The organism is Lonsdalea quercina subsp. quercina, from assembly GCF_000688655.1.
GTDB classification, from domain to species: domain Bacteria; phylum Pseudomonadota; class Gammaproteobacteria; order Enterobacterales; family Enterobacteriaceae; genus Lonsdalea; species Lonsdalea quercina.
Genome location: NZ_JIBO01000015.1, coordinates 126,295 through 153,006 on the forward strand (window position 1 = coordinate 126,295; position 26,712 = coordinate 153,006).

The window sequence follows — 26,712 nt, forward strand, 5'->3', positions numbered from 1 at the left end:
GATCACCGGCGAAAAAGAGGGAGATAACGATGAGTCACACTCTGTTGATTAAAGGCGGCACCGTCGTCAATGCCGACCGCCAGTTCCGCGCCGACGTCCTGTGCGTCGACGGCGNGATTGCGGCCGTGGGCGATGCGGCCCAATTCGATGTGCCGGCGGGTGCCGAGGTGGTGGACGCTGGCGGCCTGTACGTCATGCCGGGGGGCATCGACCCGCATACGCACATGAATTTCCCATTTATGGGCACCGTCACGGTGGATGATTTTTACAGCGGCACGGCGGCGGCGCTGGCGGGCGGTACGACCACCATCATCGACTTTGTGATCCCGAATCCCCAACAGTCGCTGATGGAAGCCTACCGTCAGTGGCGCGGCTGGGCGGAAAAATCGGCGGCCGACTATAGCTTCCACGTGGCGATCACCTGGTGGGACGAAAGCGTGCGCCGGGATATGGGTACGCTGGTGCGGGAAGAGGGCGTGAACAGCTTCAAGCACTTTATGGCCTATAAGAACGCCATCATGTGCGACGACGAAACGTTGATGAACAGTTTTCGCCGCGCGCTGGAACTGGGGGCGATGCCGACGGTGCACGCCGAAAACGGCGAGATGGTGCATCTGTTGCAACAGCAGGTCTTGTCGCAAGGGATTGTCGGGCCGGAAGGACACCCTCTGTCGCGACCGCCGGAGGTCGAGGGTGAAGCCGCCAATCGCGCTATTACCATCGCCAACGTGCTGGGCGTGCCGATTTACGTGGTGCATGTTTCCTGCCAGGAGTCGGCGGAGGTCATTGCCCGCGCCCGCGCACGAGGTCAGCGGGTCTACGGCGAGGTGCTGGCCGGTCACCTGACGATCGACGACAGCGTGTACCGCGACCCGGACATTCGCAAGGCGGCGGCGCACGTCATGAGTCCGCCGTTTCGCCCCAAAGGCCACCAGGAGGCGCTGTGGCGCGGCTTGCAATCCGGCCAACTGCACACGACGGCGACGGATCACTGTACGTTTTGCGCCAGCCAGAAAGCGGCGGACGGCGGCGATTTTACCAAGATCCCCAACGGCTGCGGCGGCGTGGAAGAGCGTATGGCGGTGGTGTGGGACGGCGGTGTTAACAGCGGGCGTCTGACGCCCAGCGAATTCGTGGCCGTCACCTCCGCCAACACCGCGCGGCTGTTCAATCTCTATCCGCGTAAAGGCTGTGTGACGACGGGCGCGGATGCCGATCTGGTGCTGTGGGACCCGAACGGCAGCAAAACGCTCTCCGCCAAGACCCATCACTCCCGCAACGATTTCAACGTGTTTGAAGGGCGCACGGTGACCGGGATACCGGCGTACACCATCAGCCAGGGCGTTGTGGTCTGGGCCGATGGCGACCTGCGGGCGCAGGAAGGGGCCGGTCGTTACATCAAGCGTCCGGCATTGGGTCCGGACTTCAGCGCGGCCGCCGCATGGGAAAAAGCCCGCGCGCCGCAGAGCGTTCAGCGCTAACGGCTGAACAGAAACAGTGAAGCATTGACCGTGAGGAAGCGACGATGAGTAATGACATATTTACGGTAGCGGACACCGTGACGACGGCCGACATGCGGGTCAACGGCGAACGCCTGTGGGAATCATTGATGGAACTGGCGCAGATTGGCGCAACCCCGAAAGGCGGCGTGTGCCGTCTGACGCTGACCGACCTCGACCGGCAAGGCCGCGATCTGCTGGTGAGCTGGGGCAAGGACGCCGGACTGTCGGTGGTGGTGGATAACATCGGCAACGTCTTTATGCGCCGTCCCGGACGCAATAACGCGCTGCCGCCGATTGTCGCCGGCAGCCATATCGATACTCAGCCGACCGGCGGCAAGTTCGACGGCAACTTCGGCGTGCTGTCTGCGCTGGAGGTCATTCGCACGCTGAACGATCAGAAAATTGAAACCGAAGCGCCGGTCGAGGTGGTGTCCTGGACCAACGAAGAAGGCTCCCGCTTCGTGCCGGTCATGATGGGGTCAGGGGTGTTTGCCGGGGTATTCCCGCTGGAATACGCTTATGCCGCCACGGACGTGGACGGCAAGACGGTCAAGGACGAGCTGGAGAAAATCGGCTACGTCGGGCCGCAAACGCCGGGCGATCATCCCATCGGCGCCTACTTTGAAGCGCATATCGAACAGGGGCCGATTCTTGAGGATCAAGACATCGACATCGGCGTCGTGCAGGCGGTGCTGGGGATTCGCTGGTATGACTGCGTGGTGACGGGCATGGAGTCTCACGCGGGGCCGACGCCGATGGCGATGCGCAAAGATGCGTTGCAGGTTGCCACGCGCATCATGCAGGAGGTGATCAACATCGCCGACCGCTTCTCGCCNCACGGCCGCGGCACGGTCGGGATGGTGCAGGTGCATCCCANCAGCCGTAATGTGGTGCCCGGCAGCGTGAAGTTTTCCATCGATTTCCGCAATATTGACGATGCATCGGTGGCGCAGATGGATGAGGCGCTAAAAGCCTATATCGAGAGCCTGATGACGGAAACCGGTCTGGATATTCAGCTGACGCAGGTCTCGGATTATCCCGCCGCGCCGTTCCATCCGGAATGTAAAGACGCGGNACGGCGTGCGGCGCAGGCGCTGGGCTATTCGCATATGGATATCGTGNCCGGCGCGGGCCACGACGCGGTTTACATGAGTATGCTGGCGCCGACGGGCATGATTTTCATCCCGTGCAAGGACGGTATCAGCCACAACGAAATCGAATACTCTTCGCCTGAGCAGGTGACGGCGGGCGCTAATGTGCTCTTGCATGCGGTGCTGGAGACGGCGGGCGTTGCAGGGCGCGGTTAAGCGTCGGCGCGGCATAAAAGATTCAGCCCACGGCGGCGAGAGCCTGTGGGCTGAACGGGCGCCTGGATGGCGAGTATATGCGAACGTGCTCTGCAATACGCGTGATGACGCACGTGACGCAACCCGGCGACAGCGCCGAGCGCGCGCGTATTTACACCACCGTTTCCTGCATGGCGCGTTCTACTTCTTCCGCCAGAACCGCGATCCCCTGCTCAATCTTCTCCGGCTCCGGCACATAGTTCATGCGCAGACACTGGTAAGCGTGCGGCCACTCCTGCGCCAGTCCGGGGAAGAAGNGGTGGCCGGGAACCATCAACACGCCGCGTTGCTTCAATCTCTGATACAGCGACTCGGTGGTGATGGGCAAATCTTTGAACCACAGCCACAGGAAAATCGCCCCTTCCGGCTTGTGGATCAGACAGCGATCCTCCGGCAGATAACGGCGGATAATCTCGATGGTGTGCTTAACGCGCTGTTGATAAAACGGACGCACGACGTCGTTAGACAGNCTTAGCAGGTCGCCGCGCTGGATCATTTCATGCGCGATGGCGGGGCCGATAGAGCCGGGCGCCAGGTTGATGATGCCGTTCATATTGCTCATCGCTTCAATCACCTCTTCGGCCGCGATGACGATACCGCAGCGCGAGCCGGGCAGGCCCAGTTTGGAGAGGCTCATGCACAGAATGATATTCTGGTTCCATAGCGGCGTGGCGTCGCTGAAGATGATGCCGGGAAACGGGACGCCGTAGGCGTTGTCGATAATCAGCGGGATTTCATGCTGGCGGGCCATCGCGTCCAACTGACGCAGTTCGTCGTCGGTCAGCACATTGCCGGTCGGGTTGGTCGGGCGTGAGACGCAGATCGCCCCAATATCGTCGGTAATATGCAGCTGTTCGAAATCGACGTGGTATTTGAACTGGCCTTCCGGNAGCAGCTCTATCTGCGGGCGCACTGAGACGAACATGTCTTCGTCCAGGCCGGAATCGGCGTAGCCGATATACTCCGGCGCCAGCGGAAACATCACCTTGCTGCGGCTGCCGTCGCTTTTTTGTCCGCCAAAGAGATTAAATAAGTGGAAAAATGCACTCTGACTGCCATTTGTCAGAGCAATATTCTGTGGGCCTATCTCCCACCCCAACGTCTCGCGCAGCAGGTCGGCCAGCGCATTCAGGAACGTATCTTTTCCCTGCGGGCCATCATAGTTGCATAGCGCATCGGTCAGTCTGCCCTGTTCCAGCAGGTCGCCGCACAGGGATTTGAAGTAGTCATCCATGGCCGGAATATGTGCGGGGTTTCCGCCGCCAAGCATGATGGCGCCGGGCGTGCGCAGCCCATTGTTCAGGTCGTCCATCAGTTGAGTAATACCGGAGCGGCGGGTGAATTTGTTGCCAAAGACGGAAAAGTTCATAGCTTGTCAATAAATGCTGAAACACGAATGAGGCCGCCACCTTACCCCGTGTATTATCCCGGTGCAACGCGGGATGCATATCGCTTTCTTCGTTTATTCCAGTGATATTTCTTATGGCAGCATAAAATATCGTCGCGTTTAATTTAGCTTTGTGGTCGTTCCTGAGTGTGATGCTGGAGGCTGAAACCGCGTCAGCAACGATCGGTTTCACCTCCCACTTTTAGTGCAAAAAATTCAAAAACACTTAACAATTCTGTGACTCCTTCGGCAAATCCATGCCAAAAAAACGGCATAACGACACGCAGTGATAGCAATCACATTTTGGCCGGTTCGGCATTTGTAGTCTTCACTGGTAAGAGCTAAATCAATTCAGCCACTGAGGATGCATAGCATGAAAAAGTTATTGGCTTTGGGCGTGTCCCTGGCGTTGGTGTCCTGGCAGATTTCCGCGCAAACGTTTGTGCTGACTGATGCTGAAGCTAACGTCGAAAAGGGCAACTGGAAGGTCGGTAGTGATACGCTGAAGGGGAAGGGTTCGGCTTTCAGCATTGAGCAGAAAGTGCTGCACGGAGGGCGTCAGGAGGGCAGTAAAATTATCACTATCACCAGCCCTGACGGACTGCAAATTACGCTAAGCCCGACGCGCGGTATGGATTTGCTGCATGTGACGGGCAAAAATATCCGCCTTGGGTGGGATTCGCCGGTCGATGAGGTCGTCAACCCGAATACAATCACGCTGGAAAGCCGCAACGGATTGGGGTGGCTTGAAGGTTTTAATGAAATGATGGNGCGCTGCGGTTATGAATGGACCGGCCACCCGGTGACCAGCGACGGCATGCTGTATACCCTGCACGGTCGCGCAGGCAATACGCCCGCATCCAAGGTGGTGGTGGACATCGACGACAAGGCGCCGCATACGATTGTTATACGCGGCCTGCTGAAAGAAAACAGCTTCAAGAAATCCAATCTGGAGACATGGACTGAACTGCGTTATGTTCCCGGCAGTGAGTCGTTTACTATCCATGATGTGTTGACCAATAAGGCGGATTATCCGCGCGACTACCAAATTATCTATCACAGCAACTTCGGCAAGCCGATTCTCGAACAGGGCGCTCGCTTTGTCGCGCCGGTTAAAGAGATCTCTCCTTTCAACGACTATGCAAAGCCCGGTCTTAAAGATTGGGCGACCTATCAAGGTCCGACCAAAGACTTTGATGAGATGGTGTTTAATGTATCCCCTTATGCGGATAAAGATGGCAAGACGCTGGCGGCACTCGTGAACAAGGCGGGTGACAAGGGGGTATCGATTGCGTTCGATACCCGCCAACTGCCGGTGTTGTCTCTATGGAAGAATACGGATACCGAAAAGCAGGGCTATGTGACTGGTATTGAGCCAGGCACCAGCTATGCCTATCCGGTGACCGTCGAGCGTAAAATGGGTCGCGTCAATCAGTTGCAACCTGGGCAAAGTACGACGTTTGAACTGACTTATAGTTTGTTGAGCAACGCGGATGCGGTGCAGAAAACAGAACAGCGGGTAAAAGAGATCCAGGGGAGTCAACCGACGGCGGTCACGGAGACGCCGATGGCGGTGGAATAATTTCTGCGGTTTTGGTTCTTCTGACATCCCCGGTCAGCGAAAGCTGCCGGGGATGTGGACATTCAGGTCATGAACGTGACGAGGGCGGATTGACGCAGTTTTCTTTTACGTCGCTGGTCAGCGCGGCAATCAAGTTATCCACTGCACAGGCGGCCATGGCATAACGGGTTTCGTGGGTGGCGGAACCGATATGCGGCAGCGCAACCACGTTGGGCAGCGTCAGCAGCGGCGAGTCCGCCGGCAGCGGTTCGGTTTCGAAGACGTCCAGGCCGGCGCCGCGCAGTTGGCCGTTACGCAGCGCGTCGATCAGGGCGGCTTCATCGACGACGGGACCACGCCCGATGTTGATCAAGATGGCTCCAGGCTTCATTTTCGCCAGTCGTTCGCGATTGAGCAGGTGGCGAGTTTGCGGGGTTAGCGGCAGCGTGATGCAGAGGAAATCTGACTCGGCCAGCAAGGTCTCTAACGTGTTGTATTGGGCGTTGAAGCGCTGTTCGGCTTCAGGATGATGATGGCGGGCGTGATAACGGACAGGCATGTTGAAACCCAGGTGGGCGCGTTGCGCGACCGCCATGCCGATGCGGCCCATGCCCAGTATGCCTATTGTTTTGTGATGAACATCTACGCCGAACCAGTCGCTGCCGATGCTGCGTTGCCACTCTCCGGCTTTGACGCGTTCTGCGGACTCGAGTGCACGCCGGGCGGTCATGAGCATGAGGGCGATTACCGTATCCGCCACGGTATCGGTCAATACGGTAGGCGTGTGCATCAGCAGCGCATTTTTTTGATTTAACGCGGCGACGTCGATATTGTCATACCCGACAGAGACGGTCGAAACCGCTCTCAGGCGCGGCAGGTGGGAAAGGAACGCTTGATCGATTTGACCGCCGGCCCCGATCAGCCCTTCAGCGTTTGCCAGGGCCGGGTGGCCAGTCGGTGGAAGGCTCTGAAACTCATTGACTGTGAAGTGAGACGACAGGCGAGCGTGTAAATCTTCGGGGATGCGACTGTATAGGATAATTTCAGGTTTCATGATTTAGCTCCGCTATGACGGGGGATCGTCGAAAGATTGGAGAAATAACCCGTAGAAGGGGACTGAGTCTTAAAGAATACTGCAAATTTAGTGAATCAAATTAAAAGAAATAGTGTCGTATGATCAGTACCGCGCTCGTCATGGTTTTACAATAGGTTGACCTTTTGCCCATTTTTTAGGGCATTACATTTGTTAGGAGGTGGGAGAGAAGCAAGGAATACACAGCTGGCTGGATGGCTAAGCTTTTGAGTTACAAGGGACTATTTAACAAGGAAAGCGTCGATGACGCTTTATCCNCCATGGATATAGGAGGAAGAAATGGACACATATTCAGCCCTGGTAGAGCGGTTGCAGCACCGTTTACAGCAGAGGGACCATACGCCCCTCTACGTGAAATTCAGTGATGCTTTGCAACAGGCTGTTCAAAATGGCGATTTGCGCGAGGGAGATTTTCTACCCAGCGAACGTGAATTCTGCCGTCTGCTAGGCATTTCCCGCATCACCGTACGCAACGCATTGAAACTACTGGAATCACGTAACGTAGTCGTGCGGACGCGGGGATACGGTACCTACATCAATTTCCAAATGGAATATCAAATCGGGAGCGCCGCCAGCTTTAGCTGTCAGGTGACGGGTAAGGGTAAAAATCCGGGTACGATGTGGCTGGAAAAGAAGGTGGTGCCGTGTAACGAAGAGGTGGCGGAACAGCTGGCGCTACCGCCGGATACGCCGGTTTATTGCCTGCTACGCCATCGTTTCATCGAAGACGAACCCGTTTCAATCGTGACATCCTATGTCCCTACCACGCTGATAGGCGATCCGGAAGAGATCGGGGTTTCACTCTATGCCTACTTTAAAGCTCAGAATATTTCGCCGCAGCATACGCGTAACTGGGTGACAGCCAAGGCGTCGGATGAGCACTTCATTTCTGTGATGAATATTAAGGCATCCGTACCGATGCTGGTGCTCAAACAGCAGGTCTGTGACAGGGCAGGCGTACCTATCGAGTTCAGCATTAATCATTGTCGTGCCGACCGATACGTCTTCGTGTCCGAGCAGTAACGACGAACCTGACGATCTGAGTCATCGTCGATAAACGCCGATAGCGGGACCGGTGATTGACCGTCCCGCTATCGAATGTTCCCTTAAACGTCCTTCCTCTTTTCCCGTTGCAAGCGCAGCGTCAGTAATTGGCGAGCATAAGTGTTGATATTGCAATGATTGACGTCATCAAGTTGATGACGCCATTGCGGATCGATCGCCTCCACGCCATGCAGCGCGCCGCAAATCGCGGTCGCCATCGCCCCGATTGTGTCGGTATCGCCACCCAGATTAGCGCACAGCACGGCGCAGCGATTGGGCTGCGTTCCGGCTAGTTCCAGCATGGCGATGGCCGCCGGGACCGAGTCCAGAATATCGCTGGTCGTGCCCAGCAGCTGGTAAATGCGATCCATCTTACTTTCCGTCCCACCGGAGTCTTTGGCAATACTCAGCGCCAACTCGATACGCGCGGCCATAGACGCATGATAGGTTGTCACCCGCTTTTCCTGGGCCGCTCTCGCGACGGCCGGAAGTTGGTCGCGCAGCATTTCCCAGCGGACGCCATCCACCGCCTGAGAGACCGCCCAGCCGATGACGGTTGCGCCTGCGATAGCGACATCGGATTTATGCGTCGGGCTGGAAGCGAGTTCGACCTCGGTAATAAAGCGATCAAGCGAGTGAGCCGGCACCACGCATCCTAGCGGCGAGATCCGCATGGCTGAACCATTAGTGACGCCGTTGTTTTCCAGATCGCGGATAGCTTGTCCATTTTTCAGCGCCGCTAGGGCGATTTTAGAGCTGGGTCCAAGCATGACTTTGCTATAGGCATCCACCCGGTCAGCCCAGGCGAGGATGTGCGCGGCAATGGCATCAGGCACCACTTCACCCTGGCATTCAATCAACGCATCCGCTAACGCCAGTGCCATGGCAGTGTCGTCAGTGTACTCGCCGGCTTTAAAGTAACGAGCGACGATATTGTCCTTAGGGCCGTCTAAAAANCGATCTATCCAGCCAAAGTGTGCCTTGACGCGCGTACGAGGCCAAAGTTCAGAAGGCATACCCATAGCATCGCCCAGCATCTGGCCGTAGAGCGCCCCTGCGATGCGATTTTCTTTTTTATTCGACATGATTATTCCTTCCGCGTCTCCCTGTTCAAAACAGGATAGCGTCTTTCCGCNCTGCGGAAAGACGCTATCTTCTGTGAATTCTTTAAATGTTAATGTACGGCGGGGTTATGTCATGGTTTTGCCCGCCCATTTTGACTTTGCTTGATCTCGACCGGTTTAACGCCTTGCGCAGGCTCTCTGAACAGTGCGAGAAAGGCGATAAAGATGATGGCAATCATGGCGCTGCCAAAACCCCAGATACCAGCCCAGTGGAAGGTCAAACCCTGTACCGGTTCGGGGTAGGCGAACCATTTTTCCATCAGCTGTCCCCCCAGCCGATATCCCAACAGACTGCCGATTCCCTGGCATCCCAACGTGATCAGCCCCTGCGCCGCCGTGCGCATGTAGACCGGCGACTTTTTATCGACGTAGATGTAAGCGGTGACAAAGTAAAAGTCATAGCTGACGCCGTGGAGCAGGATGCCGATAAACAGCAGGGCGTAGGTGAACAGCTGTTCGGTGCCGCCGAAAATAAAAAGCAGATAGCGAAGCAGCGCGGTCGCCAGACCCAGAATCAACACGTATTTGATGCCGAAGCGCTTGATGAAGAAAGGCAGCGCCAGCATGAAAAAGATTTCCGAGAACTGTCCCAGCGTCATCCAGCCGGTGGCGTTCGGCATACCGATTTCAGTGAGATAGCCGTTGGCGAAGATGTAATAAAACGAGAGCGGCATGCTGAACAGGAATGAGCAGATGAAGAAGACCAGAAAACTGCGATCTTTCAACAACACGCGCGCATCCAACCCTAGCATGACGGAGAGGCTGAGTTTTCCGTGGCCTTTCGGCGGGGTGTGCGGTAGACACAAGGCGAACAGCCCGAGCACGGCGGAGCTGGCGGCGGCAATCAGAAGCGGTATTTTGGTGGCGGTGATATCGCCGTAGCCCAGCAGCGTAGGGAGAAATCCGCAGGCGATGCCCGCGGCAATCCACCCCAAGGTCCCCATGACGCGTATCTGCGGATAGTCACGCTCGACGTCCGCAACGTTGGAAAACGCGATGCTGTTGGTTAACGCGATGGTCGGCATATAGGTCAGGCAGTAGGCCAGCAGCAGCGGAAAGAAGCTGTTGAAATGGGTTTGTTGCGCGGTGAAAAACATGAGGGCCGCCCCGACCAGCATCAGCAGCGCCAACACCTTTTGCGCCGGGAAAAAGCGATCGGTCAGCGATCCCACCACGATAGGCGAAATGATGGCTGCAATGGCGGTGCAGGAGTAGCACCAGGCAATTTGAGTGGGAGTGAAACCGTGATGATTGAGAAAAGGCCAGAGCGTGACGAACCAAGCGCCCCAGATGAACCATTCCATCATCATCATAAAGGCCAGTTTAGCCATGGTTTTATTCATACAATATTCCTTTATTGTCGTTAACGTAAAACACCCAATACGGACCAGCACTGACGCACTCCTGGTCCGTATTTCTTCCCGTCGTCACACATCAGCGATGGCTGAGATACCGCCGCTGATGTGAGCCATGCCTACAGCGTGACGGCCCGAGGAAAAAAGCGGCGGCCAGCGCGATAAGCAAAACCGTAAAATGCGAGGCAATCCTTTCCTGCATTATTTCAACCTACATTATCACGTCAGTATGACATCAAAAGAGGGAGATTTCGCCCCTGCGGGACTGACCCGTTTATCTTGTCCGGCTTTGCCGCGATGGCCTCTGTCGTTGCCCTTGGTGCGTGTTAACGCTTTCCCGTGTGGAAAATACAGTCTGTCGTATGGTCGTTGACCAGTCCCACCGCCTGCATGTAGGCGTAACAAATTGTGGGCCCGATGAATTTGAATCCGCGTTTTTTGAGCGCCTTCGACAGGCTCTCCGAGGTGGGCGTCTGAGCAGGCACATCGGCCTGGGTTGCGTAGAAGTGAGTCACAGGGCGGTGGTTGACGAAAGACCAGATGAAGTCAGAAAAATTTTCGCCCTGGGCTTCCATCGCTAAACGCGCCCGGGCGTTAGCGATGATCGCCTCGATTTTGAGACGGTTGCGGATAATGCCCTTGTCTTGCATGAGTTGGGCAATATCGTCTTCGTTCATGGCGGCAATCTTAACCGGGTCAAACTGGTGAAAGCAGTGGCGATAGCGTTCGCGCTTTTTTAGTATGGTTATCCAGGAAAGGCCCGCCTGCTGTCCTTCCAGACAGAGCATTTCGAATAGCTTGTCGCAATCGGTGCAGGGTTTGCCCCACTCTTCGTCATGATAGGCCACATATAACGGGNCGGCCGTCACCCAACCGCAACGATTCATGGAATGCTCCTCTGTTGATTTTCGCTAACATTCGTCATGGATTCATGACCCCAGCCCCTCGTGAATAACGCCTGCTTGCCGCACGGTATGCCCCGTGAACCGCCGTATCATCACATGCCAAATACTGTATGGGCAACCATGCCTTTGTGGGGCCGATCGCAAAAGGTAAAGATAAACCGCGTTAAAGTTCAGCGATGACGCCCGATGGCAGGGATTTGTGGTGGCGGAATTCAATATTTAAGCGTAAATGAATAATGAACATGCAATATATACCGTTGAATTGGCTGACTGCGCAACAGAACCTATTGGGTATTGGCGGCGGTTAGCGCCTGACTTAATCTCTAATGCGGAATCCGTCGTATGCAGTTTAAGGGGCTGATTTAGCCAGCGGTATCATCAGGGCCTGACTGAAAGCGGCAATCCGTCCGTGGCTACTGTATTTCATTGAAATTTAAAAACTATTAATCAAAAATATTCTATGTCAGGGGTGAAGGGATGGCTGTAGAGTGGATTATCGCTTATCTGGCGCTTGGTGCCGTCGTTGGATTTATGGCGGGATTATTAGGTATTGGCGGCGGCGGCATCATGGTGCCGATATTGACCGCCATGTTTGCTGCACAGGGCGTACAAAACGAGCATCTGGTCCATCTGGCATTGGGAACGTCGATGGCCTCCATCGTGATTACCGCCGTGTCCAGTCTGCGCACGCATCATCAGCATCAGGCCGTGTTGTGGCCGGTCGTTTGGCGTATTACGCCGGGAATTCTGGTGGGCACATTCTGCGCCACCTGGCTGGCCGCATTATTGCCGACTCAGGCGCTGGCGATCTTCTTTTCCTGCTTTATGGCCTATATCGCGTTTCAGATGGTGACGAACTTCAAGCCAAAACCCAATCGTCAACTGCCCGGCACGGTCGGAACCTCGCTGGCGGGGCTTGGCATTGGCGGTATTTCGGCGCTGGTGGCGATTGGCGGCGGTTCGCTGACGGTGCCGTTTCTGACCTGGTGCAATGTGCGTATTCAGCAGGCAATTGGTACGTCGGCGGCGGTTGGGCTGCCGATCGCGCTGGCAGGTGCGTTGGGTTATATGGTCAATGGTTGGGATGCCCCCGGACTGCCGCAGTATAGCCTGGGCTACGTATCGCTNCCCGCCGTGCTGATGATCTCGCTGGTGAGTTTCTTCACGGCGCCGGTCGGCGCTCGACTGGCGCACCGTCTGCCGGTCGCGACGCTGAGAAAGATTTTTGCGGCGCTGCTGCTGTTGCTGAGCCTGAAAATGCTGCAAACGGTGTTTTTCGGTTAACGTTCTGCTTCCCGCCCGTTTCGCATTGATTGGCGGGAGTGAGGGACGGCGGCGAATGCCGTAAGCCCTTTCCGCAGTCCGATCGGAAACTATGGGTTTTGGCCCGGATTGCCGTCGCGTTCGGGCTGAAAAACCGCGTCCCGCCCCGCATGGTAAATTCGTCCGGATATGAACTTGTTGCCGCATTCCGGCTGTATATCTTGCACTCAGAGGGTATACTGGCGCATTCATTGTCAATCCACTTGTATCGCGTGCGAATCCAAATGCAAAAGTTTGATACCAAGACCTTCCAGGGCCTCATCCTGACGTTACAGGATTATTGGGCGCGCCAGGGCTGTACCATTGTTCAACCGTTGGACATGGAAGTTGGCGCGGGAACCTCTCACCCCATGACCTGCCTGCGGGCGCTCGGCCCAGAGCCGATTGCCGCCGCCTATGTCCAGCCGTCACGTCGTCCTACCGATGGACGCTACGGCGAAAACCCCAACCGTCTGCAGCACTACTATCAGTTCCAGGTGATCATCAAGCCTTCGCCGGAGAACATTCAGGAGTTGTATCTCGGCTCGCTGAAGGCGCTGGGTCTTGACCCCACGATCCACGATATTCGCTTCGTTGAAGACAACTGGGAAAACCCGACGCTGGGCGCCTGGGGTCTGGGTTGGGAAGTGTGGCTGAACGGCATGGAAGTGACGCAGTTCACTTACTTCCAGCAAGTGGGCGGTCTGGAATGCAAACCGGTCACGGGTGAGATCACCTACGGGCTGGAGCGTCTGGCGATGTATATCCAGGGCGTGGACAGCGTCTACGATCTGGTCTGGAGCGACGGGCCTCTCGGCAAAACCACCTACGGCGACGTGTTTCATCAGAATGAAGTGGAACAGTCGACCTACAACTTCGAACATGCCGACGTCGATTTCCTCTTTACCTGCTTTGCGCAGTATGAAAAAGAGGCTCAGGAATTGCTGGCGCTGGAAAACCCGCTGCCGCTGCCTGCCTACGAACGTATTCTGAAAGCCGCCCACAGCTTCAACCTGCTGGACGCGCGCAAGGCGATTTCCGTTACCGAACGTCAGCGTTACATTTTGCGCATTCGCACGCTGACCAAAGCGGTAGCCGAAGCCTACTACGCCTCCCGCGAGGCGCTGGGCTTCCCGATGTGTAATAGAAAAGAGAGCTAACAGGCCATGACTGATAAAACTTTTTTGGTGGAAATCGGCACGGAAGAGCTGCCGCCGAAGGCTCTCCGTCAGCTAGCGCAATCTTTTGCCGCCAATTTCAGCGCTGAACTGGATGCGGCAGGCCTGACCTACCAGGCGGTGAACTGGTTCGCCGCGCCGCGTCGTCTGGCGCTCAAGGTGACCGCGCTTAGCGCGTCTCAACCGGATCGTGAAGTTGAAAAACGCGGGCCAGCCATCTCGCAGGCGTTCGACGCCAGCGGTCAGCCGACTAAGGCGGCCGAAGGATGGGCGCGTGGTTGCGGTATTACCGTCGATCAGGCCGAACGACTGACCACCGACAAGGGTGAATGGCTGCTGTTCCGTGCGCAGGTCAAAGGCCAGGCGGCGCAAACGTTGCTGCCGGGCATGGTGAGCGTGGCGCTCGGCAANCTGCCGATCCCGAAACTGATGCGCTGGGGCAATTCAGACGTGCAGTTCGTCCGTCCGGTTCACACCGTGACGATGCTGTTGGGTGACGAGCTGATCCCCGGCACCGTGCTGGGCATCGAATCTGCTCGCACGCTGCGCGGGCACCGCTTCATGGGCGAAGCCGAATTCACCATCGACAATGCCGATCACTATCCTGAAATTTTGCTCGAACGCGGCAAAGTGGTTGCAGACTACGAAGCGCGTAAAGCGATGATCAAACGCGATGCGGAACAGGCCGCGCAGAAGATTGGCGGAAAAGCCGATCTGAGCGAAAGCCTGCTGGAAGAAGTGGCGTCTTTGGTCGAATGGCCGGTGGTGCTAACGGCGACGTTCGAAGAAAAATTCCTGGACGTGCCTGCGGAAGCGCTGGTGTATACCATGAAAGGCGACCAGAAATATTTCCCGGTTTACGATGACGCGGGCAAGCTGTTGCCGCACTTCATCTTCGTAGCCAATATCGAGTCGAAAGATCCGCAGCAGATTATTGCGGGTAACGAAAAAGNGGTGCGTCCGCGTCTGGCGGATGCCGAATTCTTCTTCAATACCGACCGTAAAAAACGTCTTGAAGACCATCTTCCGCGTCTGGAAACCGTTCTGTTCCAGCAGCAGTTGGGTTCTCTGCGCGATAAAACCGACCGCATTCAGGCGCTGGCCGGATGGGTGGCGGAGCAGATTGGCGCCGACGTCAATCATGCAACGCGTGCGGGCCTGCTGTCCAAATGCGATCTGATGACCAACATGGTGTTCGAATTCACCGATACGCAGGGCGTCATGGGCATGCACTATGCGCGTCATGACGGTGAAGACGAAGATGTCGCAGTCGCCTTGAACGAGCAATATCAGCCACGTTTCGCTGGCGACGATTTGCCTTCATCTCCGGTTGCGTGTGCGTTAGCTATCGCTGACAAAATGGATACCCTCGCTGGGATCTTCGGCATTGGTCAGCATCCGAAAGGCGATAAAGATCCGTTCGCGCTGCGCCGCGCCGCGCTGGGCGCTCTGCGCATCATCGTAGAGAAACAGCTACCGCTGGATCTACAGACGCTAACGGAAGAAGCCGTGCGTCTGTATGGCGACAAGCTGACTAACGCCAATGTCGTTGATGACGTGATTGAATTCATGTTGGGCCGTTTCCGCGCCTGGTATCAGGAAGAGGGTCATACGATAGATACCATTCAGGCAGTGCTGGCGCGTCGTCCGACCCGTCCGGCCGACTTCGATGCCCGCGTGAAGGCCGTCAGTCACTTCCGCACGCTGGAACAGGCGGTTGCGTTGGCGGCAGCCAACAAACGCGTGTCCAACATTCTGGCGAAGTCGACCGAAAGCCTGAATGACAGCGTGCAGGCCGCGCTGCTGAAGGAAAAAGAAGAGATTCAGCTGGCGACCTACGTGACCGCATTGAACAGTAAACTGGCCCCGTGGTTCGCTGAAGGGCGTTATCAGGAAGCGCTGGTTGAGCTGGCGCAGCTGCGTGAGCCGGTGGATAGCTTCTTCGACAAGGTTATGGTGAACGCGGAAGAGCAGGAGGTGCGAATTANCCGCCTGACGCTGCTCAACGAACTGCGTAACCTGTTCCTGAAAGTGGCGGACATTTCGGTGTTGCAGTAAGAATGGGTGCTCGCTGTATGACGACAGGGCCTTGATGGCCCTGTTTTTTTAGGTGGGTGCGGTTGAGTGTGACATGGGCTGCGTTGCGGTATCTCACCGCAGCCTCTACGAGGAGAACAGCCAGATTTTGCGCGCTGTTTTTTATCTTGCGGGAAAGCCGTTCGGCTATGCTTATCAGGGGAACCTTCTATGAGCAAGACGGCGAAACAAAAACAGGAGTAGTAGATATGTTGGCGGATATCCGTTCGCGCTGGCTGATGCCGGTGATTATGGTTTTGATGACGCTGCAACTAGCGGCCTGTGGTGATAAAGACAAAGAGCAGCGCCAGGCGTTCAACGCATTCTTGCAGGGTGTGGAACAGGAACCGGGGCGTCAGCTGCCGGGATTGACGGACCAGCAAAAGCAGAGTTTCGGTCGTTATGCGCAGGATTACGCGATTCTGACGGGCTTTAGTCAGCAGTTGGATCAGGCGCTGGCGGGCAGCTTAACGCCGATGCTGGAGCAGGTCGCACGCATTCGCGTGCCGCAGGATTACCTGACTGAGCGGGAAAATCTGCGTCAAAGTACCGGCGCTTTGAATCTGCTCAGTCAGCAGACGCAGACCGCCAAAGTGCAGGCGGACAACGCCCGGCGCGCGCTGAAGCAGCCGGAAGACGTTCAGGCGGTTTATAACCGGGTGTATGAGCGTGTGGTGACGAAGCCAGCGACGGCCGTTGCTGCGGTGGTGCCGGTCAGTCTTTCCTTTGCGCAGACGTTGGTGCAGGTCGGCGACTATTTGCAAACGCAGGGCGCTCAGGTGACGTTCAACGGCAATGGCGTGCAGTTCCAGACGCAGGCGCAGGTCGACCAATACAACGGCATGATGACTCAGCTTTCTTCGCAGCAGCAGAATCTGGCGACGATCTTGAAGGCGCAACCGCTGATTGCCGTGCGTTAGGTGTAAATGACGGGCTGAGAAGTTTCTCTTAGCCCGTCGAAGTGACTTGCGCTTCCGGCGTCGCCGGAGCGTGATGTTACGGGTTGTAGGTCAGCTGCTGTGCATGATCGCTGGTCAGCGCCTGCTGCCCATTGTTTTCCCGATCCTGCGTACTGGAGAGACGGAAGACCGCAATGGCGTTGGACAACACAATCGCCTGCTCTTCAAGCGAGCTGGCGGCGGCGGTGGACTCCTGAACTAACGCGGCATTCTGCTGTGTGCTGCTGTCCATATCCACGATGGCTTCATTAACCTGCGCAATCCCACGGCTTTGCTCATCCGAAGCAACCGTAATTTCGCCCATGATGTCATGGACGTGCGTGACCGACGTCACGATGTCGTGCATCGTTTTCCCTGCATCGTTCACCAGTCTCGCGCCGTGCCCGACCTGATTCACGGAGGTGGAGATCAGCCCTTCAATCTCTTTCGCCGCTTGAGAACTGCGTTGCGCCAGATTACGCACTTCGCCGGCGACCACGGCGAATCCTCTGCCTTGTTCACCGGCGCGAGCGGCTTCGACCGCGGCGTTGAGCGCCAAAATATTCGTCTGGAAAGCGATGCCGTTGATCACGGAAGNGATTTCAGCAATGCGTTTCGAGCTGCCTTCTATTTCAGACATGGTCTTGACCACTTCTTCCACCAGTTTGCCGCCGGACTGCGCGGTCTGGGTGGCGTCCAGCACCAGTTTATTGGCGTGATGGGCGTTGCCGGCGTTCTGTTTCACGGTCGACGTCAGCTGTTCCATGCTGGCGGCGGTTTCTTCCACGGCGGCCGCCTGAGACTCCGTGCGGGAAGAGAGATCGTCATTGCCTGCGACAATTTCGCGGGCGGCGGTGTTGATCTGGCTGACGCCCAGACGGATATCGTCAATGATGTTGTGCAGATTGGCTTTCATCTTCGCCATAGAACTCAGCAGCATCCCAAGTTCGTCGCGACGGCTCGTGGTGATTGGCATGGTCAGGTCGCCGGCAGCAATGCTTTCGGCGATACCCACGGTCTGGTTTAGGGGCTGTGTAATCTGGCGAGAGATATACAGGGCGATGCCGATGCCGAGCAGCAGCGTGACCAGTGACGTCAAAGACAGCCACAGCGTGGCTTCGTTGATATCTTTTTGGGTCGCGTGAGTTTCGTTCTCCACCATGCCGGTGATCTGTGAAATCAGGTTATTGGCCTGAACGCCGAGCAAATCAACTTGTTTCAGCTCCTCCCGGTAAGCTGGAAGGTAGGCCAGCACCTCAGATTTGTAGCTCGACAGCGATGTGAGGATCGGCGTCAGCTGTGATTGACGTTCTACGGGCAGCGAATGAAGCAACTGGTTTAGCGTTTGTTCGGTGTCTTCCACTGCGGCGATAAGCGGTTTCTCCGCATCCTCATTCAGAGCGAGCAGCAGGCCGCGGGCCTGGTAGCGGATGTAGGTGAGTTTTAGATCCAGATCGGCTAATTGAAGTTGAAGCGGAAAATTACCCTCATTTTTAGTCTGTTGTTCAAACGCATTTAATGCGGTTTGCGTGTCTGAAATATTCCAACTTTGTCTTACCTGATCTTTTTTATTTACAGCATCCACATAATCTTTTTGTTTCTTCTGATATTCGACTATGGCATCAGATATTTTTTCTAAGCGGTCTTGGTAATCTAAATACCAGGACTTATTTTTCGCTTCGCTGACTAAATTGACGATATTGTTAATATGTTTGCCATTGTTTTTAATGGCATCGGGGTTGTACCCTGCGCTGTAGAGAACGCGATAATAGCGGGCTTGATTGACTTCATCGTTGATTTGGGCGCTAAAAGTCGCTTTATCGAAGCGATCCTTCAGCGTCCCGATGTACATCATCCCAACCGCAGCTATAAGGAGGGTCAGCGCTAAAATTAGAGAGAAGCCTAATCCTAACTTCTTACCTACCTTTATATTTTCTATTTTAATCGCCATTTTACTCTTCCATTATTAATGAACTCAGTCATTAAGGGAGATCCCTAATGTGTTGATTTGCTATTTTTTTTAGCCAGAAGAATATCTCCCCCGGCCAGTACAGGATGGGGGAAAATAATCAAAGAGGACTCGAGAAAATTATCGGCATGGTAAAGAAAAGCTTTACTGCTTACTTCGGTATTGAGGGATGAAATGCGGAAATAAAAAACCCGGAATAATTAAGGTTATTCCGGGTTGAGGCATAAGCTCGCGCTTAGCGGGGCAGGCTATCTGTCTGGCGGATTATTTTTTTGCTTCTGCAAAGCGTTTTGCGGCTTCGTCCCAGTTGACGACACTCCAGAACGCTTTGATGTAATCCGGGCGGCGGTTCTGGAATTTCAGGTAGTAGGCATGTTCCCACACATCAAGAGCGATGATCGGGTAGCCGGATGCGCCGGAGATGGCTTCACCCATCAGCGGGCTATCCTGGTTAGCCGTTGAAACCACCGCCAGTTTGCCGTCGTCTTTCAGCACCAGCCAGGCCCAGCCGGAACCGAAACGCGTTGCCGCTGCTTTCTCAAAAGTTTCTTTGAAGGCGTCAACGCTGCCGAAANCGCGTTCGATGGCGGTTTTCAGATCGCCGGTTAGCGTGGTGTTCAGCTTCAGGCCTTTCCAGAACAGGCTGTGGTTAGCATGGCCGCCCACGTTGTTGCGCAGCGCCGTTTTCTTATCAGCCGGGACCTGATCCAGTTTGGTGATCAGCTCTTCCGGAGACAGTTTCGCGAATTCCGGCAGAGATTCTAACGCGGCGTTGCTGTTGTTGACGTAGGTCTGGTGATGTTTGCTGTGATGGATTTCCATCGTTTGCTTGTCGAAATGCGGTTCCAGTGCGTCATAGGCATAGGGCAGGGATGGCAGTGTGTAACTCATATTTTGCATCTCCATAGTTGGCGTGCATTGATATTGATGGAGCGGCACTTGGTTTGTTAGTCCCGCGTAAGCATGAAGTTCATTATAGTTAATTAAATGATATTGAAAATGGTTATTCTTGGCTTTCTGCCGTTCCGCTCTGATTTTAATCCTTTTTCAACAGTCACTTATAAGAGAATAGTTGGGCCTAACAACCAATTGGTCTAAGCGGTTAGTCGCGCAGGCGCTGGGGATGGGTGTAGACCGTCGCGCGCCCCGGCCGACAAAATCCCACCAGGGTGAGCTGACTGCGTTGAGCGACGTCGACGGCCAGCGCGGTGGCGGCGGAGACGGCGAAGAGAATTTCCNCGCCGCAAAGCGCGGATTTTTGCACCATTTCATAGCTGGCGCGGCTGGACACCAACGCTGCGCCTTGCTGCCAGGGCTGACGAGCGCGCANCCCCAGCAGTTTATCCAGCGCGACGTGTCGGCCGACATCTTCACAGCCACCTAACAGCGAGCCTTCCGGCGAAATCCACGCGGCGGCATGGGTACAGCCGGTCCGTTGTCCGACAAGCTGAATATCGGGCAACCGGGCCAGTGCGGACGCCAGCCGCGACAGTGAAAACGTCTGGGTGAAGGGGAGCGGCGCTATCGGCCTGCCGATCTCCTCCAACTGCTCGACGCCGCAGACGCCGCAGCCGGTGCGGCCTTCCATGGCGCGCCGTCTGGCTTTCAGCCCGGCAAAGCGACGGCTGGAAAGCTCAATCTGAACTTCGATGCCGTGACAGGCTGGCACGACGTCGATGCCGTAGATGTCCTTCGGTGACTGAATAATGCCTTCCGACAGGGAAAAACCCAGCGCGAATGCTTCCAGATCTTTGGGCGAGGCCATCATCACCACGTGTGATATGCCGTTGTAGACCAGGGCTACCGGCACCTCTTCCGCCAGCCAGTCGCGACGAGGCTTCGCCAACGCATCCTGATGCCAGATGGTGCGCTGACTGGCCCCGATTAAGGGAGCCTGCGTATCTTCACGCTGAGAATGGTCGTTTTTCACCCGTACTCCTGCGGTCCTAGTGTGACGTCATGAATGAGTATTTCACCGCGCGCGGCGAGATGCGACTGTTATCGCCTTTCGCAGGGCGACGAATAGGCGTGGCATCATCGGATGCGTCGTTTCTAATTGGGTTCCGGTCGTTGTCTAAAACTGAGCGCTGAATCGAATCCCAGCGTTTTTCAGACCGGTTGCAGCTATCACAATTGATTAACATCCTCTAGGATGGGTCCAATAATTTTCTGTTTAGGTAAACCTACCATTCTGTATCGGGTGGCCGGGCGTCGTCACTGCTAATACCGCGCTCAGTCCGCAGCATCAGCATACAAAGGAGACAGAAATGACCTATGACACTTCTTCCAACTCTAGCTCAAGCCGTGTTTCGCCTGGAGCCTACGGCTTCGATGTCAGCCTGAAAAAACGTTACGAAAACTTTATCGGCGGCACCTGGGTTCCTCCTTCCAGCGGCGAATATTATGTCAACCTGACGCCCGTTACGGGGAAACCGCTATGCGAAGTGGCCAGCTCAAATACCCGCGACGTGGATTTGGCGCTGGATGCTGCGCATAAAGCCAAAGCCGGCTGGGCCGCGCTGTCGGCTGCCGAACGCGCGCAGATCCTGAACCGTATTGCCGATCGCATGGAAGAAAATATCGATCTGCTGGCGAACGCCGAAACCTGGGATAACGGCAAACCGATCCGCGAAACCCGCAATGCCGACGTCCCTCTCGGCATCGATCACTTCCGCTACTTCGCCGCCTGTATCCGGGCGCAGGAAGGCGCGATCAGCGAAATCGATCACGACACCGTGGCCTACCATTTTCACGAGCCGCTCGGCGTGGTCGGGCAGATCATTCCATGGAACTTTCCGCTGCTGATGGCGTGCTGGAAAATGGCGCCGGCGCTGGCGGCGGGCAACTGCATCGTACTGAAGCCTGCAAAGCTGACTCCGCTATCCGTCCTGTTGATGATGGAGATGATTCAGGATCTGCTGCCGCCGGGCGTGATCAACGTGGTTAACGGCGCGGGCGGACAGATCGGCGAGTATCTGGCGACGTCGCCGCGGATCGCCAAGGTCGCCTTTACCGGCTCGACTGAAGTCGGCCAGCAGATCATGGGCTATGCGGCGAAGAACGTCATTCCGGTGACGCTGGAGCTGGGCGGAAAATCCCCCAATATCTTCTTTGCCGACGTCATGGACAAAGAAGACAGCTTCTTCGACAAAGTGCTGGAAGGGTTCTCTCTGTTCGCCTTTAATCAGGGCGAAGTCTGTACCTGTCCGAGTCGGGCGCTGGTACAGGAGTCTATCTACGAGCGCTTTATGGAGCGCGCCATCAAACGGGTGGAATCCATCCGCGTCGGCAACCCGCTGGACGCCAATACCATGATGGGCGCGCAGGTGTCTTCCGGACAGCTGGATACCATCCTCAACTACATCGACATTGGCAAGCAAGAGGGCGCACAGGTGCTGACCGGCGGACGTCGCAAGTCGCTGAACGGCGATCTGACCGAGGGCTACTATCTGGAGCCGACGGTGTTGCAGGGCAAAAACAATATGCGGGTCTTCCAGGAAGAGATCTTCGGGCCCGTGCTGGCGGTGACGACGTTCAAAACGCTGGATGACGCATTGGAAATCGCCAACGACTCCCCCTATGGTCTGGGCGCGGGCGTATGGAGCCGTAATGCGAACATCACTTACCGCATGGGACGCGGCATTCAGGCCGGACGAGTCTGGACCAACTGCTACCATGCCTATCCGGCGCATGCCGCGTTCGGCGGTTACAAACAGTCCGGCATTGGGCGGGAAAACCACAAAATGATGCTGGAACATTATCAGCAGACCAAATGCCTGTTGGTCAGCTACTCCGACAAACCCATGGGGCTGTTCTAGGCAACAAAGGGTGCGACGTTAAGTGCACAGGGCTGCCTCGGCGGCCCTGTTGTTTATCTGCCCACATTTCCCCGTAATCACATTGAGTTGCTGCGGGGCAGCCTATAAGCTGTTTATTATTGTATAAAAATAGGGCGAGGGCGTGGATGACCGACAGGATCGGCTGGGTGGATAACCTGCGGGCGATAGCGTGCTTGATGGTGGTGATGGTCCACAGCGCCGCAGGGTATGTCACCGATGGCAGTGCGGTGGGGAAGGTCTATTGGGACGTCGCCAATCTGCTGGATTCCGCTTCTCGCGTCTGCGTGCCGTTATTTTTCATGATTTCAGGCTACCTCTTTTTTGGAGAGCGACAAGCTCAGCGTAAACACTATCTGCGCATCGGCTGCTGTCTCCTGTTCTACAGCCTGTTGGCGCTGTGTTATATGGCGTGGCTCACTCCCATCAATCCGTGGCTGGCGCTCCGAGACAGCCTGCAAAAACCCGTGTTTTATCACCTGTGGTTCTTCTATGCCATCACCATCATTTACCTGTTTTCTCCGCTGATTAAAGTGCGTCAGGCGTCGGGTTATGCGCTGACGGCGGCGATCGTACTGCTGGCGGTGGTCGCCAATCCCAATATGCCCGCGCTGATGAACGGTCAGCATCTGATGCTGCCGGTGAACCTGTATATGTTCGGCGATACTATCTATTACCTGCTGTACGCCATTACCGGCAGGATCGTCGGGATGATGACGATCCCTCGCTGGGCGGCGCGCGCGGCGTTCGGCGTCTTTGTGTTAGGAACAGCGCTGGTGACGCTCGGGACACGCCATCTGACGCTCATCAACGGCGACTTCGATCAGACCTATTATCTCTACTGCGGACCGCTGGTGTTCGTGGCTGCCTCCGGTTTATTGGTCAGTGGAAAATACTACCTCAACGCGGCGCCTTTGCCGGTATTGACGCTGATAGCACGCCATTCGCTGGCGATTTACGGCGTTCACGCACTGGTAATCCACTATTTGCGCACGCATCAACTGGCGCTCGAAAGCGCCCCGGTGGCGGATATTTTTTACGTCTTTACGATGGCGCTGGGGATAGGCCTGCTGTTTTCGTTGGGGCTACAGCGCATCGACCGTCGCCGACTGGTGAGCTAGGCCTGACGCGACTGAGCCTGGCGCAGCCGGCGCGCCGAAGAGAAGCCAGCCAGCAGCGCCGCTTTTTCCATGCTGACGCCTCGCCGTAAAACTGGTGCAAGTCCAGATTCAATTTTTTGTCGAAATTCTAACGAGTCTCTTCCTGTCCGACTGAAAAGATGTTTAAATTATAAATCACATATTCTGCATAAATATTCATTATGGAGTGCGCGGGTAAAATGCCGTCGACCGCGTGAAGCGCCGCGATCTTCTTCTGCATTTTGTCCAATATAGCGCGACGTAACCTACGTAATTCGGCGTTGGAGTGGTTACACTCAATGTCATCTAACTCGAGCAGGGATTAATTGTTATGACGACGATTTTGAAGCATCTTCCGGTTGGTCAACGTATCGGCATCGCTTTCTCCGGTGGGCTGGACACCAGCGCCGCGTTGCTGTGGATGCGTAAAAAAGGCGCGGTGCCTTATGCTTACACTGCGAACCTGGGTCAGCCGGACGAAGAGGACTATGACGCAATCCCTCGTCACGCCAAGGAGTATGGCGCGGAAAACGCGCGTCTGATCGACTGCCGCAAGCAGCTGGTCGCAGAGGGTATCGCCGCGATCCAGTGTGGTGCTTTCCATAACACTACCGCTGGTATGACCTACTTCAATACCACGCCGCTGGGCCGCGCCGTGACCGGCACCATGCTGGTAGCCGCGATGAAAGAAGACGGCGTGAATATCTGGGGCGACGGCAGCACCTATAAAGGCAACGACATCGAGCGTTTTTATCGCTATGGCCTGCTGACCAACGCGGAACTGCAAATCTACAAACCCTGGCTCGATACTGACTTCATCAATGAACTGGGCGGCCGTCAGGAGATGTCTGAGTTTATGGCCGAGGCGGGCTTCAGCTACAAAATGTCGGCGGAAAAAGCTTATTCCACCGACTCCAACATGCTGGGCGCGACACACGAGGCGAAGGACCTGGAGTTCCTCAACTCCAGCCTGAAAATCGTTAATCCGATCATGGGCGTCAAGTTCTGGGACGAAAACGTGAAAGTGCCCGCGGAAGAGGTCACCATCCGCTTTGAACAAGGGCATCCGGTCGCGCTGAACGGCAAAACCTTCGCTGACGACGTCGAACTGATGCTGGAAGCCAACCGCATCGGCGGCCGTCACGGTCTTGGGATGAGCGATCAGATTGAAAACCGCATCATCGAAGCGAAAAGCCGGGGCATCTATGAAGCGCCTGGAATGGCGCTGCTGCACCTCGCCTACGAGCGTCTGGTCACCGGGATCCACAATGAAGACACCATCGAGCAGTATCATGCTCACGGCCGTCAGTTGGGGCGCCTGCTGTATCAGGGACGTTGGTTCGATCCGCAGGCGCTGATGCTGCGTGATGCGCTCCAGCGTTGGGTCGCCCGTGAAATCACCGGCGAGGTCACCGTTGAGCTGCGTCGCGGCAACGACTTCTCTTATCTCAATACCGTGTCTGATAATCTGACCTACAAGGCTGAGCGTCTGACGATGGAAAAAGGCGACTCGGTCTTTTCACCGGATGACCGCATCGGCCAACTGACCATGCGTAATTTGGACATCACCGACACGCGTGAAAAGCTGTTCAGCTACATGGAAAGCGGTTTGTTGATTACGGGCAACGCCGGTGTGCCGCAGGTGGAAAGCGGTGAACTCTTGCAGGACAAAAACAAAAAATAATCGGCGGACCGCCGCCCGATGTAATAAAAAGGCATACCGAGGTATGCCTTTTTTGTCGCTGTCGTCTTCTGGCGCCTCCGCCCCTCTGATTTTCGAGATGAATCGCGATGAGCGGCGGCGGAGCGGCAATCAGGGATAAAAACGACCTCTGTTTCTTGGCAAATGACGTATCAACGTGAAGGATTGTGTCAAAGGCAGGGTACCTTCGTCGAATGGGACGGCGCCTCCGATTCCGAACCTGACTCACCGTCGTGCCTGCCTTTATCAATAAAAGTTCCGTGAAGGACTTTTTTCGTATACTCGAATAAGATTGTTAATTAGACAAATTGTGGATGTTATCCAGCAATACATGGCGAGAAAACAGATGACGTTGTTTTCCGAAAATAATATCGAAGCTCATATTGCTAATAAAACGGGGCGGCTCGCGGTCTGACGAGACGGTTTTCCGGTATTTCAGCGGCGGAATATTATACGTTTTCGTAAAGCAGCGGGAAAAATGAGGCAACGAGGAGAAACCACACGCATAGCAAATATCGGTCAGAGACCAGTTAGGCGAAATATGAATAATCTCTCTCGCCAGCGTGACGCGTACGCGCCAGATCCATCGCATGGGCGTAATATTATAGACCTGATTAAATAATCGGCAGATATCGAACTTCGATTTGCCACTCACGGTTTCGAGTTGTTCCAGCGTGATGTTATCGCCGATATTCTCAATGATATAGTCGATGATTCCTACCAGCCTGGTTGCTTTATTATTGTTTTCCAAGGTCTTTTTTAGGTTAGGGTGACGACGATACATATCTTGAATAAGATTATGGTTGAAGCTTTCATTATCCAAGGTGTGGGGGTAGGCATTATGTAGATTCATGGTGTCATCCAAAAATGTATTTACCGTGCCTGGAGCGGTTAATAAAAATGCTAAAAACGGCGTTGGTATTGGGTTGTTAATTATTGTCATTGCTGTCATTGACAGGATGACTCACGCAAATTGTGTGCCATATTTGGAATGCCCTTTTTCAGAGGGATATGTAACGGTTTTTCCACTCAGCATTCCATTTTTGGGATGGCGACATTTCGTTATTGGGATTATTCGTCTCGAAAATGGTCAGCGTTCTAAGCGTGATCGGGATTTAAATAACAAGACTTCGTTAAGACTTGTTTCTAAAGGTCATGCCGTAAAATCCACGCATCGATCTGTGATCAAAAAGAGAGAAATGCTCGCGGTGAAGCGTTGCCATGTATGCGCTTCCATCAGGCGTGCGTGATCTCG

General features: G+C 55.4%; 21 protein-coding genes. 12 read left to right on the forward strand and 9 right to left on the reverse strand.

Going from position 1 to position 26,712, the window contains the following annotated elements; all coding sequences use genetic code 11:
- Positions 1–29: 29 nt before the first annotated feature.
- A complete protein-coding gene (gene hydA, locus RZ35_RS13825; protein ID WP_026743849.1) occupies positions 30–1,481 on the forward strand; it encodes a dihydropyrimidinase in 1,452 nt (483 codons plus the stop codon).
- Between the two features lie 44 nt (positions 1,482–1,525).
- Positions 1,526–2,809 (forward strand): Zn-dependent hydrolase, encoded by a 1,284-nt coding sequence (locus RZ35_RS13830; RefSeq protein WP_026743850.1) that lies wholly within the window; start codon positions 1,526–1,528, stop codon positions 2,807–2,809.
- 151 nt (positions 2,810–2,960) lie between these two features.
- Here RZ35_RS13830 and RZ35_RS13835 read toward each other — a convergent pair whose 3' ends face one another.
- Positions 2,961–4,217 (reverse strand): valine--pyruvate transaminase, encoded by a 1,257-nt coding sequence (locus tag RZ35_RS13835; protein ID WP_026743851.1) that lies wholly within the window; start codon positions 4,215–4,217, stop codon positions 2,961–2,963.
- Between the two features lie 391 nt (positions 4,218–4,608).
- Here RZ35_RS13835 and RZ35_RS13840 point away from each other — a divergent pair, with 391 nt between their 5' ends.
- Positions 4,609–5,817, forward strand: a complete 1,209-nt coding sequence (locus RZ35_RS13840; protein ID WP_026743852.1) for an aldose 1-epimerase family protein — start codon at positions 4,609–4,611, stop codon at positions 5,815–5,817.
- 67 nt (positions 5,818–5,884) lie between these two features.
- Here RZ35_RS13840 and ghrB read toward each other — a convergent pair whose 3' ends face one another.
- Positions 5,885–6,850 carry a glyoxylate/hydroxypyruvate reductase GhrB gene (ghrB, locus tag RZ35_RS13845; RefSeq protein ID WP_026743853.1) on the reverse strand — a complete coding sequence of 322 codons (966 nt, stop codon included), beginning with the start codon at positions 6,848–6,850 and terminating at the stop codon, positions 5,885–5,887.
- Positions 6,851–7,168: 318 nt separating this feature from the next.
- On the opposite strand from ghrB, the gene RZ35_RS13850 reads away from it, so the two are divergent.
- The gene (locus tag RZ35_RS13850; protein ID WP_026743854.1) at positions 7,169–7,912 is read left to right on the forward strand and encodes a GntR family transcriptional regulator; all 744 of its coding nucleotides are present in this window, start codon (positions 7,169–7,171) and stop codon (positions 7,910–7,912) included.
- 83 nt (positions 7,913–7,995) lie between these two features.
- Here RZ35_RS13850 and RZ35_RS13855 read toward each other — a convergent pair whose 3' ends face one another.
- From RZ35_RS13855 to RZ35_RS13865, 3 genes are all read right to left on the reverse strand, one after another.
- Complete coding sequence (locus RZ35_RS13855; protein ID WP_026743855.1) at positions 7,996–9,018, reverse strand: ADP-ribosylglycohydrolase family protein; 1,023 nt, start codon at positions 9,016–9,018, stop codon at positions 7,996–7,998.
- Positions 9,019–9,128: 110 nt separating this feature from the next.
- On the reverse strand, positions 9,129–10,400 hold the full coding sequence (locus tag RZ35_RS13860; protein ID WP_026743856.1) for a nucleoside permease: 1,272 nt from the start codon (positions 10,398–10,400) through the stop codon (positions 9,129–9,131).
- Between the two features lie 338 nt (positions 10,401–10,738).
- Positions 10,739–11,299, reverse strand: coding sequence for a DNA-3-methyladenine glycosylase I (locus tag RZ35_RS13865; protein ID WP_026743857.1), 561 nt, complete (start codon positions 11,297–11,299; stop codon positions 10,739–10,741).
- A 495-nt stretch (positions 11,300–11,794) separates the two neighbouring features.
- Between RZ35_RS13865 and RZ35_RS13870 the strand changes: the two genes are divergently transcribed.
- The 4 genes from RZ35_RS13870 (at position 11,795) to RZ35_RS13885 (ending at position 16,793) form a co-directional block, all read left to right on the forward strand.
- Positions 11,795–12,601: a sulfite exporter TauE/SafE family protein gene (locus RZ35_RS13870; protein WP_026743858.1), complete on the forward strand. Its 807-nt coding sequence runs from the start codon at positions 11,795–11,797 to the stop codon at positions 12,599–12,601.
- 263 nt (positions 12,602–12,864) lie between these two features.
- Entirely contained in the window at positions 12,865–13,779 is a 915-nt protein-coding gene (gene glyQ, locus RZ35_RS13875) for a glycine--tRNA ligase subunit alpha (protein WP_026738508.1), read from the forward strand.
- Positions 13,780–13,785: 6 nt separating this feature from the next.
- Positions 13,786–15,855 (forward strand): glycine--tRNA ligase subunit beta, encoded by a 2,070-nt coding sequence (gene glyS / locus RZ35_RS13880; RefSeq protein ID WP_026743859.1) that lies wholly within the window; start codon positions 13,786–13,788, stop codon positions 15,853–15,855.
- Between the two features lie 227 nt (positions 15,856–16,082).
- On the forward strand, positions 16,083–16,793 hold the full coding sequence (locus RZ35_RS13885) for a DUF3053 domain-containing protein (RefSeq protein WP_026743860.1): 711 nt from the start codon (positions 16,083–16,085) through the stop codon (positions 16,791–16,793).
- A gap of 76 nt (positions 16,794–16,869) precedes the next feature.
- On the opposite strand, the gene RZ35_RS13890 is transcribed toward RZ35_RS13885, so the two are convergent.
- From RZ35_RS13890 to fdhD, 3 genes are all read right to left on the reverse strand, one after another.
- The gene (locus tag RZ35_RS13890; protein ID WP_081825730.1) at positions 16,870–18,762 is read right to left on the reverse strand and encodes a methyl-accepting chemotaxis protein; all 1,893 of its coding nucleotides are present in this window, start codon (positions 18,760–18,762) and stop codon (positions 16,870–16,872) included.
- Between the two features lie 282 nt (positions 18,763–19,044).
- On the reverse strand, positions 19,045–19,671 hold the full coding sequence (gene sodA, locus RZ35_RS13895) for a superoxide dismutase [Mn] (RefSeq protein ID WP_026743861.1): 627 nt from the start codon (positions 19,669–19,671) through the stop codon (positions 19,045–19,047).
- Between the two features lie 211 nt (positions 19,672–19,882).
- Complete coding sequence (gene fdhD / locus RZ35_RS13900) at positions 19,883–20,710, reverse strand: formate dehydrogenase accessory sulfurtransferase FdhD (protein ID WP_026743862.1); 828 nt, start codon at positions 20,708–20,710, stop codon at positions 19,883–19,885.
- Between the two features lie 337 nt (positions 20,711–21,047).
- On the opposite strand from fdhD, the gene exaC reads away from it, so the two are divergent.
- From exaC to argG, 3 genes are all read left to right on the forward strand, one after another.
- Positions 21,048–22,598: an acetaldehyde dehydrogenase ExaC gene (gene exaC, locus RZ35_RS13905; RefSeq protein ID WP_026743863.1), complete on the forward strand. Its 1,551-nt coding sequence runs from the start codon at positions 21,048–21,050 to the stop codon at positions 22,596–22,598.
- Positions 22,599–22,744: 146 nt separating this feature from the next.
- A complete protein-coding gene (locus RZ35_RS13910) occupies positions 22,745–23,737 on the forward strand; it encodes an acyltransferase (protein WP_026743864.1) in 993 nt (330 codons plus the stop codon).
- 349 nt (positions 23,738–24,086) lie between these two features.
- The gene (gene argG / locus RZ35_RS13915) at positions 24,087–25,439 is read left to right on the forward strand and encodes an argininosuccinate synthase (RefSeq protein WP_026743865.1); all 1,353 of its coding nucleotides are present in this window, start codon (positions 24,087–24,089) and stop codon (positions 25,437–25,439) included.
- Positions 25,440–25,752: 313 nt separating this feature from the next.
- Here argG and RZ35_RS13920 read toward each other — a convergent pair whose 3' ends face one another.
- Positions 25,753–26,310, reverse strand: coding sequence for a helix-turn-helix transcriptional regulator (locus RZ35_RS13920; RefSeq protein ID WP_026738497.1), 558 nt, complete (start codon positions 26,308–26,310; stop codon positions 25,753–25,755).
- Here RZ35_RS13920 and RZ35_RS18015 point away from each other — a divergent pair.
- Positions 26,309–26,707, forward strand: a complete 399-nt coding sequence (locus tag RZ35_RS18015; protein WP_139171496.1) for a hypothetical protein — start codon at positions 26,309–26,311, stop codon at positions 26,705–26,707. The genes RZ35_RS13920 and RZ35_RS18015 overlap by 2 nt on opposite strands.
- The last annotated feature ends 5 nt before the right edge of the window (positions 26,708–26,712 follow it).

What these genes read in the sequence shown, in the direction of transcription:
- RZ35_RS13850 (WP_026743854.1), top strand. Translation starts at nt 7,169, where the DNA reads ATGGACACATATTCAGCCCTGGTAGAGCGGTTGCAGCACCGTTTACAG.
- RZ35_RS13860 (WP_026743856.1), bottom strand. Translation starts at nt 10,400, where the DNA reads ATGAATAAAACCATGGCTAAACTGGCCTTTATGATGATGATGGAATGG.
- exaC (WP_026743863.1), top strand. Translation starts at nt 21,048, where the DNA reads ATGACCTATGACACTTCTTCCAACTCTAGCTCAAGCCGTGTTTCGCCT.
- glyQ (WP_026738508.1), top strand. Translation starts at nt 12,865, where the DNA reads ATGCAAAAGTTTGATACCAAGACCTTCCAGGGCCTCATCCTGACGTTA.
- RZ35_RS18015 (WP_139171496.1), top strand. Translation starts at nt 26,309, where the DNA reads ATGGTGTCATCCAAAAATGTATTTACCGTGCCTGGAGCGGTTAATAAA.
- RZ35_RS13920 (WP_026738497.1), bottom strand. Translation starts at nt 26,310, where the DNA reads ATGAATCTACATAATGCCTACCCCCACACCTTGGATAATGAAAGCTTC.
- RZ35_RS13910 (WP_026743864.1), top strand. Translation starts at nt 22,745, where the DNA reads ATGACCGACAGGATCGGCTGGGTGGATAACCTGCGGGCGATAGCGTGC.
- argG (WP_026743865.1), top strand. Translation starts at nt 24,087, where the DNA reads ATGACGACGATTTTGAAGCATCTTCCGGTTGGTCAACGTATCGGCATC.
- RZ35_RS13885 (WP_026743860.1), top strand. Translation starts at nt 16,083, where the DNA reads ATGTTGGCGGATATCCGTTCGCGCTGGCTGATGCCGGTGATTATGGTT.
- ghrB (WP_026743853.1), bottom strand. Translation starts at nt 6,850, where the DNA reads ATGAAACCTGAAATTATCCTATACAGTCGCATCCCCGAAGATTTACAC.